The organism is Phyllobacterium sp. LjRoot231 (genome assembly GCF_964253365.1).
GTDB lineage: Bacteria > Pseudomonadota > Alphaproteobacteria > Rhizobiales > Rhizobiaceae > Phyllobacterium.
Map to the genome: position 1 here is coordinate 1 of NZ_CAXUQT020000005.1, position 16,215 is coordinate 16,215.

Below are 16,215 nucleotides of genomic sequence, written 5' to 3' on the forward strand. Positions count from 1 at the left end.
CTACAACACATGATCACATAAGAGTTGTTATGGAACTCATAGATGGTTGGAAACGTTGCGCCGACAGAACAGCGTTCGCGATGAGCTTTTGAACCCTGGCCGCCATCTGACACTCCCGTGTAATCATGGTAGAATGCGTCAATAGCCCTCTCGAGCAGGTATACCGGTGAGAGCGGTCGAGACCAGATATACGCGAAATGGAGAACTCCGCATCGCCTACCAGGTGATTGGTCAAGGAGCGTTCGATCTCATTTTCGTGCCTGGCTTCGTTACTAATCTTGAGATCCTATGGGAAAGTCCCGGATTTGTGCATTTAGTCGAACGTCTATCTGTGTTCTCGCGGCTTATCCTTTTCGACAAGCGCGGAACTGGTTTGAGTGACCGGACCCAAGCGCGGGGCTTCCGCGGCAGCGTCGACGATATGCTGGCCGTATTGGACGCAGCAGGAAGCGGCAGAGCGGCCGTGCTCGGCGAAGCCGATGGTGCGGCTATTTCGGCGGTGTTTGCGGCGTCTCATCCCAAGCGCATGCGCGCACTCTTGCTCTATGGCGGGTATGCTCACTTTCATAATTCGGTGCTTGCACCGGCACCTTTTGCTGAGTTTCTGAGGGGTATCGATACGAGCTGGGGGCGCGGCGCGACGCTTTCCCGCTTTTCGCCGGACCGCGCTACCGATCAACAGTTCCTCGATTGGTGGGCGCGGTACGAGCGGCTGTCGGCAAGTCCCTCATCGGCCGTAGCGCTGGCGCAAATGAATGCTGAAATTGACATTCGTGGCGTGCTGCCGGGTATAAGGGCACCAACACTTGTCATTCACAGGTTGGAAGACATTCATGTCAACGCGGAGGCCGGCCGCTATCTGGCTGCTAATATACCAGGAGCGGTTTTTGCCGGTGTTCCGGGTAATGAGCATCCGATCTGGATGGGTGATACCGACCGCGTAGCGGACGTGATCGAAGAGTTCCTGACTGGCGAGCGGCGGGTGCTGAGCGGCGATCGCGTCCTCGTTGCACTTCTGGTCGTTCGTGTTCGCGGCGCTAGGCAAATAACAGCGGGCATCAATGATCATCAGTGGCGGGAACGTCTGGAAAGCTTCCGCGCAATGGCAAATAATCTCATCGCGCATCATGGTGGACAAGGGATCAGTTGGGAGCCGGAGAGAATTACGGTGAGGTTCGATGGTGCTGCACGCGCAACGGAATGCGCTCTCGCCCTGCGGGAGGCCGCCGATCGGCTCGATCTTCGCCTTGCCCAAGGTGTTCATGCGGGTGAAATCGAAGCCTCCAGCGATCTTATGACGGGATCTGCGATTCATGTAACGGAGCGTGTTGCCGCTGCCGCTCAGCCGGGAGACGTGCTGGTCTCAAGCCTTGTTGCCGATCTCGCGGCTGGATCGAGCCTGCGTTTCGCCGAGCGATGCGCTGTCGGCTTGCAAGGGGTGGACTCGGCATTGCGGGTTCTTGCCGTTGCGGCGGAACAGCATCTTGAACCGGTCAAGAACCGGAAGGACAAGCCGTCACTGGATGTGCTGACAACGCGCGAGCGAGAAGTTCTGGGGCTTGTGGCAAATGGCATGAGCAATTCGGCCATAGCAGCCGAACTCGACCTCAGCGAACACACTGTAAAACGCCACGTTGCCAATATGTTGCTCAAACTGGACCTGCCAACGCGGGCTGCCGCGGCCGCACTCAGCGCAAGGCAACCAAAGACCTAGATATCACTGGTCCGTTCGGGCCATCGCCGGAGTAATGCTTTCAGGCGAAGTTTACCCTGGCTAAAAGCTCTATCGTTTGCGCGGCGGATCCGGAAAGATTTCCGGACCCCGCAGGCAAACAAGGAGGATAAAATGTTCAGGTCCAGATTTGCAAACACTTTGCTCATCGCTGCGCCAAGCATTTTTGCGGTGACTGCACCAGCTCTTGCCGGGGATACCACGGCGCAAGCAGCCTATCAGGATATCGAAAAGACGCTTGGCTCCGTTCCCACAATGTTCAAGATACTGCCGGAAGCCGGCGTTGCCGGGGCATGGGCTGAGATCAAGGCGGTGCAACTCAATCCGGAAACCCAACTCGATGGTAAGACCAAGGAATTGATCGGGCTCGCCGTCGCTTCTCAGATACCATGCCAGTATTGCATCTATTTCCATACCGCAGCTGCGAAAGCCAACGGTGCAACGGATGAAGAGATTCGTGAGTCTGTAGCGATGTCAGCCATCGTGCGTCACTGGAGCACAATGCTAAATGGAATGCAGGTCGATCTGGCTACGTTCCAAACGGAGACAGACGCGCTAATGAAGCACGCCACGGGAACGACAAAGAAATAAAGCCGCTGACGTCAACTAAATGGAGGAAGATATGTCTATTCAAACAATGGAAAACGTTGGGGTTGTTCTCAAAAACGCCATCGAGGGACGCGATGGCCACAAATTGGCTAGCCTTTATGCCAATGACGCGGTCGTGCAGGTAATGGACCGGAACAACCCACCCAGCAGGCCACGGGAAATCAAGGGCAGAACCGCAATCGGAACCTTCTGGGACGATATTTGCAGCCGAACGATGACCCACAAGGTTGACACGCGGATTGCCGAGGGTAACCGCCTCGCCTTTACGCAGGACTGCACCTATCCCGACGGCGCGAAAGTGTTCTGCATGGCGTTTGTCGACCTGAAGGACGGGTTGATTGCCCGACAGACGGTTATTCAGGCTTGGGATGAATAGCTGGGATCCGGGAACCGGGCACGGCTCCCTCCGTGGCCGAGCCTGGTTTCCGTGATCGCTGCTCATCGATTTGTTCTCATACCAAAGCACGGTTGATTGTCGCACAAAAGAGTGGATAGTCGTCGGAATGGAGAGCCGGAAATGAATCTCAACGATGACGACGAGCACCTCATAGAGACGCTTTTCCGCAACGGCACGATTACCGTCGTCGGTGTCGTGCTTTCATTTTCCTTAGGCTTTCTTACGCAGTGGGCCAGTAATCCAATACCGTGGAAACTTGCCGACCTGCCGACGCTTATCTTCATAGCAATAGGCATCGTTCTTCAACTGCGCTCCCTGGCTTTGCTTCTGCAAACGTCATCACTGAAGAAAGTAATCTACGACAGAGCCAGCCGGCTATTCCTGAATGGCGTGATCACCACCGGGTCGGGCGTTTTTCTGGCAATCCTTATCGATGCCGTTCGATTGCTGGTGGAGCGTTAACCGACACTTGCGATTACTTGGTTTCGCCTCTTGATTTGCAGCCAACTGCCTGTTGTGTTGCCGGCCATCAAGGAGATCCTGCAATGCGATTAGAGACTGACTTTCCCGATCATCGGAACGGCCGATTTTCACGTGAACCTGTGCCATCCCATTGGCCCCGCAATGTGAGGCAACTTTCGCTGAAAGGCAGCGCCCTGTTCGGCATTCACGAAGAGACCGGCAATCTCTATTGGGATGGCAAGCTTATCCAGACGACCAATCGGCTCGGCAATTTTGAGCGGGGCCTTGGCCTTGCCCTGACTACAGCGATTGTTGCGATGGCTGTATTTGATGCGATCCGGTTCTTTTTCGGCCACTGATCTATCGCCAGAGATAGTGCCATGTTGCAGTTGTTTGTTTCGAATAGAATGGTCATTTTCGGTGTTACTGACACATACAATTCTTGTAGCTTCGTTAGCGGAGGATAGCATGGAAAGTTTTCAAGCACCCGTTGCATTGCTGGCCAGACTGTTCCTTGCTTATATTTTCGTCATGGAGGGCTGGGGTAAGATTGCCGACTATGCCGGTACCGGCGCCTATATGGAAGCCAATGGCGTTTCAGCGACGCTATTGCCTCTCGTCATTGTCACCGAACTGGGTGGCGGAATCCTTATCGCAATGGGTTTCATGACCCGTTACGCGGCGATCGCGCTTGCAGGGTTCTGTCTGCTGACGGCCCTTTTGTTCCATACCGACTTCGGAAATCTCGAACAGTTGATCAATTTCAACAAGAATATCGCCATTGCCGGCGGGTTTCTGGCGTTGATCGCGTTCGGTCCGGGTGCATTGTCAGTCGATGAATGGCGGAAGCGCGACGAGCGTTAGCCAAAACTTGATGTCTTGAGGAATTCGGCGAGCCGTTCGCTCTTCGGCTTATGAAACATCTCGCGCGGGTTGCCTTCCTCGCCGATGCGTCCCTGGTTCATGAAGATGACGCGGTTGGAAACTTCGTAGGCGAAGCGCATCTCGTGGGTGACAAGCAGCATGCTCATTCCATCTTGAGCCAGTGTCTTGATGACCTGCAAAACCTCGTTGACAAGCTCGGGATCGAGCGCCGATGTGACCTCATCAAAAAGCATGAGTTTGGGGTTCATGGCGATAGCCCGGGCGATCGCGACACGCTGCTGCTGGCCGCCCGATAGCTGGCCGGGGAAATGATCGGCACGTGTTCCAAGTCCGACCCGGTCCAGCCATTTCTCGGCGACGGCGCGCGCTTCCTCCTTGCTCAGCTTTTTCACCTTCATCAGGCCCAGCATGATATTGCGGGCGGCTGACATATGCGGAAACAGGTTGAATTGCTGGAACGCCATGCCGGTCAGCGCCCGTTGGCGTGCAATTTCTTTCTCCTTCTTGCGGCGGCGCTGGCCCCCAACGATCTCGTAGCCAATTTCCTGGCCGTCGATGCTGATCGAGCCGCCCTGGAATTCCTCCAGCATGTTGATACAGCGCAGCATCGTCGTCTTGCCCGAGCCACTGGAGCCGATGATGCTGATGACGTCGCCCTGTGTCATGGTGCAATCGACGCCTTTCAGGACCTCGACATCGCCGTAGCTTTTGTGCAGGTCGCGGATTTCAAGAAGATTGTTTGTCATCGTTTGTCGCCTCAGGATGGAACAGCGGTCTTGCGTTCGACGTAGCGGCCAAAACGCTCGATGGCATAGTTGATGATGAAATAGAGAAAGCCGGCGAAAAAATAGAATTCGAGGCTCATGAATGATCGTGAGATGATCTCCTGCGTGCGAAGCAGCAGTTCAGCAACGCCGATAATCGACAGCAATGTCGACGCCTTTACCATCTCCGCGGCGGTGTTGACCCAAGCCGGCAGAACCTGGCGCAGCGCCTGCGGCCCGAGCACATACGCAAAGGTTTGCGGGAATGTCAGGCCGATCGCCTTGGCGGCTTCCGTCTGGCCTTTCGGAATGGATTGCAGGGCACCACGGACGATTTCGCCGACATGGGAACTGCAAAACACCGCGAGTGCCAGAACGCCTGCCTGGAATGGTCCGAGATCGAGACCGATGGTGCCGAGCACGTAATAGCTCGCGAGAACGAGCACGAGAACCGGCGTGCCACGGATAAAATCCGTATAGCCACGAACGAACCAGCGCAGTGGCCGGACGCCGTAGGTCAGAGCAAGACCGACAAAGACCCCAAGTACCGTACCGAAGCAAATCGCCAGCAGCGAGATAGAAATGGTGAAGCCAAGGCCTTTAAGGATCGGTATGCGGGCCAGCCAGAGAACGTCGAGGAAATGAGCAATATCCATCAGATCACCTCGGCAATGACAGGCGGCGCTCGACAGCGCGCATCAGCGCCGCGAGGATCGAACAGGTGAAAACGTAAAGGCAGCTGGCGACCATCCAGGTCTCGATGACCCGGAAGGTTTCGACATTGATTTTGCGTGCCTCGAAGGTCAGCTCTGGCACGGCGATGGCCGCGGCGAGCGAGGTGTCTTTGAACAGCGAGATGATAGTACTGCTGAGCGATGGCAAGACATTGCGGAACATCAGCGGCGCGATGATCGAGGTGCGAATCTGCATTTCCGTGAGCCCGATGGCGAGCCCTGCTTCTCGCAGCCCGACAGGAATTGACAGCAGACCAGCGCGGAAAACTTCCGCAAGATATGCGCCGGAATAAAGCGCGAGCGTGAAGACGAAACTTTCGATCTTGCCTAGCCGGAAACCCAGCTGTGGTAGAGCGAAATAGGTGAAGAGAACAAGCACGAGGATCGGCGTGTTGCGGATGATCGTGACGTAGATACCGGCCGGACGCTTTATGAATCCGTTCCGGGATACCAGACAGAACGCCGTGAAAAGGCCAATCAGCGCGCCAATCAGGATCGCGCCAAAGGCCAAGGCAAGGCTGAGCGCCAGCCCTTCGAGTAAAAGGTCGAAGCTGCGCCACACCGCAGCAAAATTGAGCGTGTAACCCATAGTGTTCCTGTTGTCCGGAACGAGAAGGAACGGCTCCGAAAAATTCCGAAGCCGCAGCGTGATCGGGCTACTTGTATTCGACAGGGAAGCCGATTTGCGGAGGGGTCAGATCCTTGCCGAACCAGGTCTTGAACGATTTCGCATAGAAGTCGAATTCGACGCCAGTCATTGCTTCGTGCAGCGCAGTGTTGACGAAGTTCAGCCAATCCTGATCCCCGCGCTTGACGCCGCAGGCATAGGTCTGCGGATTCCAGCCATAGCCGGCATCCTTGTAGCGGCCCTGATTCTGGGTCATGTACCAGGCGAGTGACGATTGATCGGTCGCGGCGGCATCAGCCCGGCCGGACTCAAGGGCCTGATAGATCAGGTCTACGGATTCGTACTGATCGACCTTGGCTTCGGGCAGCGCCGCATGCACCATGCTTTCGGCATAGACATTTTGCAGGACGGAGATCGTGACCGAGGAACCCGCGGCTTTCAACGCGGCATACTCGGCGTATTTGCTGTCAGCCTTGAGCATGAGACCAACACCTTCGCGGTAATAGGGAATGGTGAAAGCGATCTGCTGTGCCCGTTCGCCAGTCACCGTCATGAACTGACAGGTGATATCGACCTTGTCCGTTGTGATATTCGGGATGCGCGCATCAGAGGACTGATTAACGAATTCGATCTTGTCTGGATCGTTGAAAAGCGCCTTGGCGATGATGTGGCCCATGTCGATATCAAAACCCTGAAGCTTGTCGTCAGCGCTCTTGAAATGCCATGGGGCATTGGTGCTGCCCGTGCCTAGAACCAGATGGCCCCGTGCCAGTACTTCATCCAATTTGCTTTTGGTTTCCTGGGCGAACGCCGTGATTGAAGGCAGCATCGCGAAGGCGGCTACAGCGGCCGCAACGCACAGTCGTTTGGTCATTTTCAGTTCCCCTATTCGTCGAGCGAATGTTTTTCATTGTCCATTATTATGGAATATAGTACCTAATAATGGATTGCTTATAGAATGACAGCCGCTGCAACTTGTCAAGGGCCATTCGACGACGGGAGCTCCACTGTTTACATGCCGTGGGCAACAAACTGGCCATAAACCTCTCCCGCAAGCCAAGCGAGCGCTGCCAGTCCGAGCGATACGGTCAGAATGGCGAGGACCGGATAGCCCTGTTTGCCTGGTTTGCTTCATCAGCCTCAATGCTCTTTGCCATGACGAGCCTCGTTTTTATCGCATTCGAAAGTTCGACGGACCCGGACAATGATGGTTCCGATTTCAACCGCAGGAACCAAACAAAAAGCCCGCATCATCGGCCGATGCGGGCTTTGCAGGACGGAGCTAAATCAAGCCGCTGCGGCGTTGACGCGGCTTTCGGCCATCGCGGTCAAGGCCTTGTCGGTATTCATTTCTTCCTGAAGATTCTGCTGGAGCAGTGCCGCGCAATCATTGCGGCCAAGCTGTTTCGCCCAGGCAACAAGCGTACCGTAGCGCGTGATCTCGTAATGCTCGACTGCCTGTCCAGCGGCGATGAGCGCAGCGTCCAGAACCTGATCGTCATCGACCTCGCCCGAGACATCATCGGCTTCTTCCAGGATGCCATCGATTGCCGGGCAATTCACGCCGGCGACATCCACGCCATGTAGCTTGAACACTTGTTCCAGACGTTCGATCTGCACCTCGGTCTCCTGCAGGTGCTTCTCAAAACCGTTCTTCAATTCCTGATCCGAAGCCTTGTCTATCATTTCAGGTAGGGCCTTCACGATCTGGTTTTCAGCGTAGTAAATGTCACGCAGGGTATGGACGAAGAGATCGTCCATTGTCTTTATATCCTTGGAAAAAAATCCCATGTCGTCCTCCTGTGTCACAGACATGAACAACCATTCGGCCGCCTCACAGCTTCCGCAAAGAGTTGCTCTCTCGGTTGGTCACAGGGAAACAACGAGGACCCGCGGGAATGGTTCCTTCGTCTTTTGAACTACAATCGCACCGGCGGATCGAAGCGGCCCTTCCCGGCAATTTCGACCAGGTAGGTCTTGCCTGCGTCAGGATCTGACCGGTGCAGAGTCTCATTCATTTCGTGGTAGGCAGTCGTCACGATGATATTCGCGCTGCCCTCGCTGACAAAGGCTGGACAGGAGGGCTGACGGACTGGCATTTCGATAGAACGGATACGCTTTCCAGTTGGCGAAAAGACGTTGATACATGCGCCTCCCCAGCATGCGTTCCACAAATTCCCATCGGCATCGACCACGGATCCATCGACACCGCCCTTTTCCTTGTGCTGGTAAAATACCAAAGGTTCACCAATGGGCAGGCCCGTGTCCGGATCTGTATCGACGCGCCAGATGATGTTCTTGCCGGTGTCGGCAAAATAGGAAATGCGGCCGTCGGGAGAAAAGCAGATCGAGTTCGTGATCGATATGTCGCTGAAAAGCTTTCGCAATTCGCCTTGGCGATACCAATAGATCGAACCTGCTCGCTTCTGCGTCTTTCCCATTGTGCCGACCCAAAACGCTCCGGCGGGATGGACGCGCGCATCATTGGAGCGGGTAGCGGGATTGTCGGCCTCGATCGGCTGATGCATCGTTGTGTGGCCCGTATGACGATCCCGGATGAACAACCCGGTTTCGGTGGCGACCAACTGCCGCTTCTCATCGATGACAGCAAGGGCGCTTGCCATTTGCCCAAGCGTATGAACTACAGCCGTGCCGCCGGCCAAGGGTTTCTCGAACAGGCGCCCGGTAACGATATCGAACCACCAGACGGTTTTGGTCAGCGGATCATAGCCTGGCCCCTCGCCAAGTTGGGCGGGCTCGTCATGGAATAAACTGATCTTCGGCTGCTCCACGATTGTCACTCGGAAAAAATGCGATCATAAGCCTCGACCGCCGCCTTTGCCCGACCTCGGACGAAAGAGGATGAGGCGCCGACTCTGTAGAGGCTTGAGCCAAGTCCGAAGGTGCGAACGCCGACTGCCTTATAAGCGGCAAAGGTTGTTTCATCGACACCGCCAACGGCGCCGATTACTGTACCTTTCGGCAAAATGGCACTGATCGCCTTGATGCCATCGGGGCCGAGCGCACTGGCCGGGAAGAACTTGAGGCCGGACGCGCCTGCCTTCAGTGCGGCCAGAGCTTCAGTCGGCGTGAAGACGCCGGGCATTGTCACCATGCTTGCTTTGCCTGCGGCGGCCAGCACCTCGGCATCAACGTTGGGGCTGATCATCAGCCGCCCGCCCGCCGCACCGAGGCGTGCGATATCGGCAGGATCAAGCACGGTACCCGCGCCGATCAACACATGCGACGGCAGATTTTTCACAAGCAATTCAATCGATTGGAAGGGATCCGGCGAATTCAGCGGCACTTCGATAACGTCGATGCCCGCCTCGACCAGTTCTTCGCCGATGGCCAGAACCTCGTCCGGCCTGACGCCGCGCAGGATGGCGATGAGATCGCGTTTCAGCTTCGGCCAGGGAGCGGAGACTTGAGACATATGACTATCCTTTGGCTGGCCAGATGCCAGATGCGGCGACAAAGAGGCCCTTGCGTACGGCTTCGTCGGCATCGACGAGGTCAAATCCGAGCCCGGCAATGGTTAGTGCCTTGCCATAAAGCGCAGCCATGGCGCCCGACGCGACAAGCGTTACCTTGCCATGCGATTTTGTCTTTGCGCCGGCTATCTCGGCCCCGATGAGCAGACCCGAAAGACGCGATGCAGCACCTTCCGGGGACAGATTGTCGAGCAACATCGCAGCGCGAATACCGAAAAGTTCACCGAGCATCCTCTCCCCGGACAGCATCAGTTTGACGGCTCCGGTGAATTGCGGATGGTCAAACGACGCGGAAGTGGCGGCATCCCCGATGGAATGGCGCAGGATCGATTGCGAGGCAAGAAGCGCGTAGAGTTCGCCGGTGAGGTAGGTGGAGAAGCTCTTCGCCCTTCCCTCTTCGAGCTCGACCCACTTGGAGTGGGTTCCTGGCATCGCAATGATTCCATTGGATAAATTTCGATCGAGGATCGCGCCAAGCAACTGGGTTTCCTCGCCGCGCATGACGTTTGGAGAACTCCCCGATTGCGACAGACCGGGGATGATCCGCACGTCGCGGGCGATGCCTTCGATTTTTACTGCGCCGGAAAGAATCGCCGACAGATCGGCGGGAACCGGAACATAATTCGCCTCGACCCAGCCCTGCCGCGAACCGGCCATTCCGCAAATGATAACGGGCAGATTGGCAGGCGCGCCAAGCGCTGTAAGATGGCCTTCCAGCGTCTCGGTAAAACCGCGATTGCGCGATGTATCGAGGCCATCGTCGGTGCGTTTTTCCGCCATCACGTTGCCGTCGGCATCCACCAGCCAGAGGCGAAAACGGCTTGTTCCCCAATCACTTAGCGCGTAGCAGGGTATAGCGCTCACAGGTAGCCGCCATCGACAATCAGCGTCTGGGCGCTGAGCATGCGGGCAGCATCGGAAGCAAGGAAAAGGCACGGTCCGACCATGTCTCCGGGCAAGATTTCCTCGCGCAGAACCTGCTTGTTGAGATGGACTCGGAGGCCTTCTTCCGTGACCCAGTGAGAGCGCTGGCGGTCAGTCATCACCCAGCCCGGCGCGATGGCGTTGACACGGATTTTCTCGGGTCCGAGCCGGCCCGCCAACCCCTTGGTAAGACCGATGATTCCAGCCTTGGCTGCCGTATAGGCAGGCAGATTGCCCTGATTGATCATGAAGGAGGTCGAGGTGAAATTGATGATTGAACCACCGCCCGACTGGCGCATGCCGGGTACGACCGCCTGCGCTGCAAAGAACTGCGGACGCAGATTGATCGACTGGTTCTTGTCCCAATATTCGACCGTCACATCGTCGATATCGTGCCGGTCGTCCCAAGCCGCATTGTTAACGAGTACGGTGATTGGTCCATTGTTATCAATGGCTTGCGCAATCGCATTCCGTAGGGCCTCGATGTCGGAAAGATCGGCCTTGAGGTAAAATGGCCGGTTGCCGTACTGTTTGTCCAGGGAATCTACAAGGGCTTGTGATGGCTCCTCAGCGATGTCTATGAAGGCAACGCGCGAGCCCTGACGGATGAAGCCTTCAGTCAGCGCGGCACCGATGCCCGACCCTCCTCCGGTAATGAGGACGGAGCGGTCTTTCAGATCGGGGAATATGGCAGAAGGCATCATGGCGAAAAACTCACAAGAAAATTCCACTATTGGAACGGTATTTGGCCGAGCAGGATTGTCATCTTGCGAGGGTGAAAGTCAAGGGACCGAAATTACTACCAGACACACTCAAATTTCCCGCGTCGGTTGAAAATTTCGCGCCAGAATCGCACATTCTTGCGCCATTTTCGGAACTTCTTGTGCAAGAATCGTCGAAGTTCGTGCAAAAACTGTTTCGGATTTCACCCTCTATTTTAAAAGTCAGTTCTTGATCGTGTAATCCGCAGGGCGCGACTTTTCCAGCACGAGGTCGGCGTTGGGCATGTCGTTCGACAGGGCACGTTGTTGAGCCGAGCCGACATTGTGGCCGAAGCCGAGCCAACGCTGTACCAGCCGGTTCTCCAGTTCAAGCCGGTCGACCTGCAGGAACACCGTCACATCGAAACGCGAGGCCAGCCGGTCCCAGGGCGATTGATCGAGGAGAAGGTAATTGCCTTCGACCAGAAGGATGCGCTGACCGGCCTTGACGATCCCTGCCCCTGCCCGCGCCAGATCCAGTTTGCGGTCAAATAACGGGATGACGATGTCTTCGCCTGAGCTGCGCAAACGCTTCAACAGCACCTCGAATCCGGCACAGTCGAATGTCGGCGGGGAGCCCTTGCGCTTGCGCAAGTCAAGGGCGTCGAGAATGACATTGTCGAGGTGAAAGCCGTCCATCGGTACGACCGCGGCCGCGCCTTTGTCGCGCGCATTGATGGCGTCGCAAAGCGAGGTGGAGACTGTGGACTTGCCCGCCCCGGGAGGGCCGGCAATCGCCACGATCAACCGGTCGGTCTTTGCCGCCCGGGCCAGTATCTCGGGAACCAGCTCGTCAAGCGTGATCAGCATGGATTTGTTCTTGTCAGGCGAGCCATTTGTCGTAGTCGGAAACGAGCAGGTGCAACGGCGCCTCGTCCTCGTCGATGGAGGAGAAACGGCCGATCGGTTCACGGAAGATATTGTCGGTGAGATCGTCATTGACCGTCGAGACCTCGCCGATCAGCACATCGCCGCCCTCGCCCCAGAAAGCGTGCCAGTTGCCCGGCAGCAGGGTGACGCTTTCGCCCGGCTGCAGCTTGAGCAGACCACCAGCTTTCTGGCGAACGATGCGCCCGTCCGTGGCCACCTCGACATCGGTCTTCTCGTCGACGCTGCCGTCGGGATTGGAATTGAACAGTTCGAGCACGAGCGTGCCGCCGCCACGATTGATGATGTCTTCTGCCTTGACGATATGGCGATGCATCGGCGACAGCTGCTTTTCGCGCGAGATCATGATCTTTTCGGCATAGAGCATGCCGCCGCCCTTTTTCAGGTCTTCCTGATTGCCGTTGCGGGTGGTGAAAAGGAAGAGGCCAAGCTCATCGAACTTGCCTTGACCGTAGTCGGTGATATCCCAGCCGAGGCGCGCCTGAAGAATCGCCTTGGAATCGCTGGCGGTACGGGTCTTCAGTTCTTCCGGTGACCAATAGGCGAAGGGCGGCATGACATAGCCGAAGGAGCGGATAAATTTGTCGCTCTCGCGGATGATCTCATTGACTTCAGAACGCTTCATTCTCAATTTTTTCCTTTATACACTTTATGCAATAGCTTGTGCCGGCGGCGCCTTGGCGCCAGTCATGAAGGCGACGGCATCCGACATCGTATATTCCTTCGGGTCGATCACGGTAAGGCGCTTGCCGAGGCGATGAATATGGATACGGTCCGCCACTTCGAAAACGTGTGGCATATTGTGCGAGATCAGCACAATCGGCAATCCGCGTTTTTTCACATCCTGGATGAGTTCGAGGACGCGCCGGGATTCCTTGACACCGAGCGCTGCGGTCGGCTCGTCCATGATGACAACCTTGGAGCCGAAGGCGGCTGCACGTGCCACCGCGACGCCCTGACGCTGGCCGCCGGAAAGTGTTTCTACTGCCTGGCCGATGTTCTGGATGGTCATCAGCCCGAGTTCGGTCAGCTTGTCCCGTGCCCGCTTCTCCATGGTCTTGCGGTCGAGCATGCGAAACAGACTGCCGGCAATACCGGGCTTTCTAATTTCGCGGCCAAGAAACATGTTGTCAGCAATGGAAAGCGCCGGGGACAATGCGAGATTCTGATAGACGGTTTCGATACCGGCATCGCGCGCCTGCATGGGCGAGCGGAAATGCACGGGCTTGCCATCCAGTGTGATTTCCCCCTCGTCGGGATGGACAGCTCCGGAAATGACCTTGATCAGCGAAGATTTTCCAGCGCCGTTGTCGCCAATGACCGCCAGTACCTCCCCGGCATAGAGATCGAAATCCGCATGATCGAGGGCGGTGACGCGGCCATAACGTTTTACCAGGCCGCGTGCGGTAAGGATGGGTTCTCTTGTCATTAGCCCGCTACCTTTCTGATCCACTGGTCGATTGCCACAGCCGAGATGATCAACACGCCGATCATCAAGTAGGTCCATTGCACATCCGTGCCGTACATGCGCATGCCGAAGGAAAAGACACCAACGATCAGCGCGCCGAAGAGCATGCCGAGGATCGATCCGCGGCCGCCGAACAACGACATGCCGCCGATCACCACTGCGGTGATGGATTCGATATTGGCAAACTGGCCAACCTGCGGCGAGACCGAGCCATTGCGGCCGATCTGTGCCCAGCCCGCCAGGGCGCAGATGAGGCCGGCCAGAACATAGACGGAAATGAGAACACTCTTGGTCCTGACGCCGGACAGCTTCGCTGCTTCCGGATCATCGCCGATTGCATAGACATGGCGGCCCCAGGCGGTGTGATTGAGGACGTACCAGAGGATGGCGATCAGCAGGATCATCGCAAACACGCCATAGGTGAACGTGGCGCTACCGATGGGTATTTTCTCCCCGAAAAACTGCAGCAGCCGGGCATTTGCCTCGATATCCTGCGCGCGGATCGTCTCGTTTGCCGAGTAAATATAGGTCGTCGCCAGAAAAATCTGCCACGTGCCGAGGGTTACGATGAAGGGCGGCAGTTTCACATAGGCGATCAGAACACCGTTGATGAAGCCACACAGGGCGCCAAGCGCGAGGCCGCACAGGATCGACAGTTCGACAGGCAGGCCATAGCGGAATGTGAATTGGCCCATCACGACGGATGTGAGCACCATGATGGCCCCGACGGAAAGGTCGATACCGGCGGTCAGGATGACAAGCGTCTGCGCTGCGCCGACAATACCGACGATGGCGACCTGCTGCAGGATGAGGGTCAATGCGAAAGGCGTAAAAAAGCGCGGTCCGACGATGACTGCAAAGATCAGCAGTGACAGCACGAGAACAATCAGCGGAACGGCAGCCGGACTCGAGTGAAGGAAATGGCGTGTCCGCTCGAGCAGGGTCTTGTGATCGCTGTCGAAACTGGCGACGGACGATGCGCTCTCACTGAGAACGTTTTCGAATTCCTGCTTCGGCGCCGAAGCTCGCGTGGTCTCTGTCATGGGGTGGCCTCCCAGAAATGTTTATGAAGACGACATTACACCATCTTTAAAAAGGTATCGTTCTTTGTTTCGGACGAAAGCGGCATGGCTGGCACTGGTTACCCTCCCCCTTGTGGGGAGAGTGGCTGCGCAGCAGCCGGGAGGGGTTCCTTTGAAATCATTTAGAAAAAGGCCCCTCCCCGTCGCTTCGCTCCGTCCCTCCCCACAAGGGGGAGGGCAAGAGAGGAAGCGTTTTGATACCTGACGGGATCAGCCCCAGCACTTGGATGCGCCGGTCTTCACGTCGATGGATTCGACGCCCTTGGCAGGCTTGTCGGTGACAAGCGCAACACCCGTGTCGAAGAAGGACTTGCCTTCGGTAGGCTTGGGTTTCTCGCCGGTATCGGCGAACTTCTTGATCGCGTCGATGCCAAGAGCTGCCATCATCAGCGGATACTGCTGCGACGTCGCACCGATAACGCCGGCTTCAACGTTCTTGACGCCGGGGCAACCGCCATCGACCGAAACGATCAGCACGCCCTTTTCCTTGCCTACAGCCTTCAAGGCCTCGTAAGCGCCGGCAGCAGCGGGCTCATTGATCGTGTGAACGACATTGATGTCCGGGTCTTTCTGCAGAAGGCTTTCCATCGCCTTGCGGCCGCCCTCTTCGTTGCCGTTGGTGACGTCGTGGCCAACAATGCGCGGATCCTTCTCGTCGCCGATCTTGTTGATATCAACAACATCGATGCCAAAGCCCTTCATGAAGCCCTGGTCGCGCAGGACGTCAACGGTCGGCTGCGACGGTGTCAGATCGAGGAACGCGACCTTGGCGTCTTTCGCCTTGTCACCCAGCGTTTCTGCAGCCCATTTACCGATCAGCTCACCTGCAAGAAGATTGTCGGTTGCGAATGTCGCGTCGGCCGCGTCAGCTGGATCAAGCGGCGTGTCGAGGGCGATAACCAGAACACCCGCGTCGCGAGCCTGCTTGACCGAGGAAACGATGCCGGCCGTGTCCGACGCGGTAATCAGAATGCCCTTGGCGCCGTCGGCGATGCAGGTTTCGATCGCGGCAACCTGGCTTTCGCTGTCTCCGTCGATCTTGCCGGCATAGGTCTTGAGGTCAACGCCAAGTTCCTTTGCCTTGGCAAGCGCGCCCTCCTTCATCTTGACGAAGAAAGGGTTGGTGTCGGTCTTGGTGATCAGGCAAGCGCCCACGCCTGCAGCCTGTGCCGGAGCGGCAAAGGCAGCGATGGCCACAGCGGCGGCACTGAAGATGGTCGATTTCAGATAAATGCTTCTACGCATGTCACTTCCTCCCAAAAAATCGCGCCAATTCGCGACGGGCCGACGGTGGTCGCGCCCTTGTTCATCGTAAACAGCTCGGACAGTTATCCTCCCGGCCAAGTGCTGGACCGTAGCAAATACCAGCCTCGTCGCTGTGTCAACA

The 16,215-nt window shown here is 56.8% G+C and carries 20 protein-coding genes; 6 read left to right on the forward strand and 14 right to left on the reverse strand.

Annotated features, from left to right (window positions below; genetic code table 11):
* The first annotated feature begins 166 nt into the window (after positions 1 to 166).
* The 6 genes from ACSQ3H_RS30830 to ACSQ3H_RS30855 all read left to right on the forward strand — a co-directional run bounded on the left by ACSQ3H_RS30830 (position 167) and on the right by ACSQ3H_RS30855 (position 4,064).
* A complete protein-coding gene (locus ACSQ3H_RS30830) occupies positions 167 to 1,714 on the forward strand; it encodes an alpha/beta fold hydrolase (protein ID WP_436120839.1) in 1,548 nt (515 codons plus the stop codon).
* Positions 1,715 to 1,846: 132 nt separating this feature from the next.
* Positions 1,847 to 2,323: a carboxymuconolactone decarboxylase family protein gene (locus tag ACSQ3H_RS30835; RefSeq protein WP_436120840.1), complete on the forward strand. Its 477-nt coding sequence runs from the start codon at positions 1,847 to 1,849 to the stop codon at positions 2,321 to 2,323.
* 31 nt (positions 2,324 to 2,354) lie between these two features.
* Complete coding sequence (locus ACSQ3H_RS30840; RefSeq protein ID WP_436120841.1) at positions 2,355 to 2,717, forward strand: nuclear transport factor 2 family protein; 363 nt, start codon at positions 2,355 to 2,357, stop codon at positions 2,715 to 2,717.
* Positions 2,718 to 2,858: 141 nt separating this feature from the next.
* Complete coding sequence (locus tag ACSQ3H_RS30845) at positions 2,859 to 3,200, forward strand: hypothetical protein (protein WP_436120842.1); 342 nt, start codon at positions 2,859 to 2,861, stop codon at positions 3,198 to 3,200.
* An 83-nt stretch (positions 3,201 to 3,283) separates the two neighbouring features.
* A complete protein-coding gene (locus ACSQ3H_RS30850; RefSeq protein ID WP_436120843.1) occupies positions 3,284 to 3,559 on the forward strand; it encodes a hypothetical protein in 276 nt (91 codons plus the stop codon).
* A 109-nt stretch (positions 3,560 to 3,668) separates the two neighbouring features.
* The gene (locus ACSQ3H_RS30855) at positions 3,669 to 4,064 is read left to right on the forward strand and encodes a DoxX family protein (RefSeq protein ID WP_436120844.1); all 396 of its coding nucleotides are present in this window, start codon (positions 3,669 to 3,671) and stop codon (positions 4,062 to 4,064) included.
* Here the strand turns inward: ACSQ3H_RS30855 and ACSQ3H_RS30860 are convergent.
* The 14 genes from ACSQ3H_RS30860 to ACSQ3H_RS30925 form a co-directional block, all read right to left on the reverse strand.
* Positions 4,061 to 4,831 carry an amino acid ABC transporter ATP-binding protein gene (locus tag ACSQ3H_RS30860; RefSeq protein WP_436120845.1) on the reverse strand — a complete coding sequence of 257 codons (771 nt, stop codon included), beginning with the start codon at positions 4,829 to 4,831 and terminating at the stop codon, positions 4,061 to 4,063. The genes ACSQ3H_RS30855 and ACSQ3H_RS30860 overlap by 4 nt on opposite strands.
* An 11-nt stretch (positions 4,832 to 4,842) precedes the next feature.
* Positions 4,843 to 5,505, reverse strand: a complete 663-nt coding sequence (locus ACSQ3H_RS30865; protein ID WP_436120846.1) for an amino acid ABC transporter permease — start codon at positions 5,503 to 5,505, stop codon at positions 4,843 to 4,845.
* A gap of 4 nt (positions 5,506 to 5,509) precedes the next feature.
* Positions 5,510 to 6,172, reverse strand: coding sequence for an amino acid ABC transporter permease (locus ACSQ3H_RS30870; RefSeq protein ID WP_436120847.1), 663 nt, complete (start codon positions 6,170 to 6,172; stop codon positions 5,510 to 5,512).
* Between the two features lie 67 nt (positions 6,173 to 6,239).
* Positions 6,240 to 7,085, reverse strand: a complete 846-nt coding sequence (locus ACSQ3H_RS30875) for a transporter substrate-binding domain-containing protein (protein WP_436120848.1) — start codon at positions 7,083 to 7,085, stop codon at positions 6,240 to 6,242.
* Positions 7,086 to 7,498: 413 nt separating this feature from the next.
* Positions 7,499 to 8,002, reverse strand: coding sequence for a ferritin-like domain-containing protein (locus ACSQ3H_RS30880; protein WP_436120849.1), 504 nt, complete (start codon positions 8,000 to 8,002; stop codon positions 7,499 to 7,501).
* Positions 8,003 to 8,130: 128 nt separating this feature from the next.
* Positions 8,131 to 9,003 carry an SMP-30/gluconolactonase/LRE family protein gene (locus tag ACSQ3H_RS30885; protein WP_436120850.1) on the reverse strand — a complete coding sequence of 291 codons (873 nt, stop codon included), beginning with the start codon at positions 9,001 to 9,003 and terminating at the stop codon, positions 8,131 to 8,133.
* Positions 9,004 to 9,008: 5 nt separating this feature from the next.
* Positions 9,009 to 9,647 (reverse strand): 2-dehydro-3-deoxy-6-phosphogalactonate aldolase, encoded by a 639-nt coding sequence (locus ACSQ3H_RS30890; RefSeq protein WP_436120851.1) that lies wholly within the window; start codon positions 9,645 to 9,647, stop codon positions 9,009 to 9,011.
* Positions 9,648 to 9,651: 4 nt separating this feature from the next.
* Positions 9,652 to 10,569: a 2-dehydro-3-deoxygalactonokinase gene (locus ACSQ3H_RS30895; RefSeq protein WP_436120852.1), complete on the reverse strand. Its 918-nt coding sequence runs from the start codon at positions 10,567 to 10,569 to the stop codon at positions 9,652 to 9,654.
* Complete coding sequence (locus ACSQ3H_RS30900; RefSeq protein ID WP_436120853.1) at positions 10,566 to 11,333, reverse strand: SDR family NAD(P)-dependent oxidoreductase; 768 nt, start codon at positions 11,331 to 11,333, stop codon at positions 10,566 to 10,568. Before ACSQ3H_RS30900 ends, ACSQ3H_RS30895 begins: the two co-directional genes overlap by 4 nt.
* A gap of 240 nt (positions 11,334 to 11,573) precedes the next feature.
* The gene (locus ACSQ3H_RS30905) at positions 11,574 to 12,200 is read right to left on the reverse strand and encodes a nucleoside triphosphate hydrolase (RefSeq protein WP_436120854.1); all 627 of its coding nucleotides are present in this window, start codon (positions 12,198 to 12,200) and stop codon (positions 11,574 to 11,576) included.
* Positions 12,201 to 12,213: 13 nt separating this feature from the next.
* Entirely contained in the window at positions 12,214 to 12,903 is a 690-nt protein-coding gene (locus ACSQ3H_RS30910; RefSeq protein ID WP_436120855.1) for a D-lyxose/D-mannose family sugar isomerase, read from the reverse strand.
* A 24-nt stretch (positions 12,904 to 12,927) separates the two neighbouring features.
* Positions 12,928 to 13,707, reverse strand: a complete 780-nt coding sequence (locus tag ACSQ3H_RS30915; protein ID WP_436120856.1) for an ATP-binding cassette domain-containing protein — start codon at positions 13,705 to 13,707, stop codon at positions 12,928 to 12,930.
* Entirely contained in the window at positions 13,707 to 14,789 is a 1,083-nt protein-coding gene (locus tag ACSQ3H_RS30920) for an ABC transporter permease (protein ID WP_436120857.1), read from the reverse strand. Before ACSQ3H_RS30920 ends, ACSQ3H_RS30915 begins: the two co-directional genes overlap by 1 nt.
* A gap of 249 nt (positions 14,790 to 15,038) precedes the next feature.
* Positions 15,039 to 16,073 (reverse strand): sugar ABC transporter substrate-binding protein, encoded by a 1,035-nt coding sequence (locus tag ACSQ3H_RS30925; protein ID WP_436120858.1) that lies wholly within the window; start codon positions 16,071 to 16,073, stop codon positions 15,039 to 15,041.
* Positions 16,074 to 16,215 lie beyond the last annotated feature (142 nt).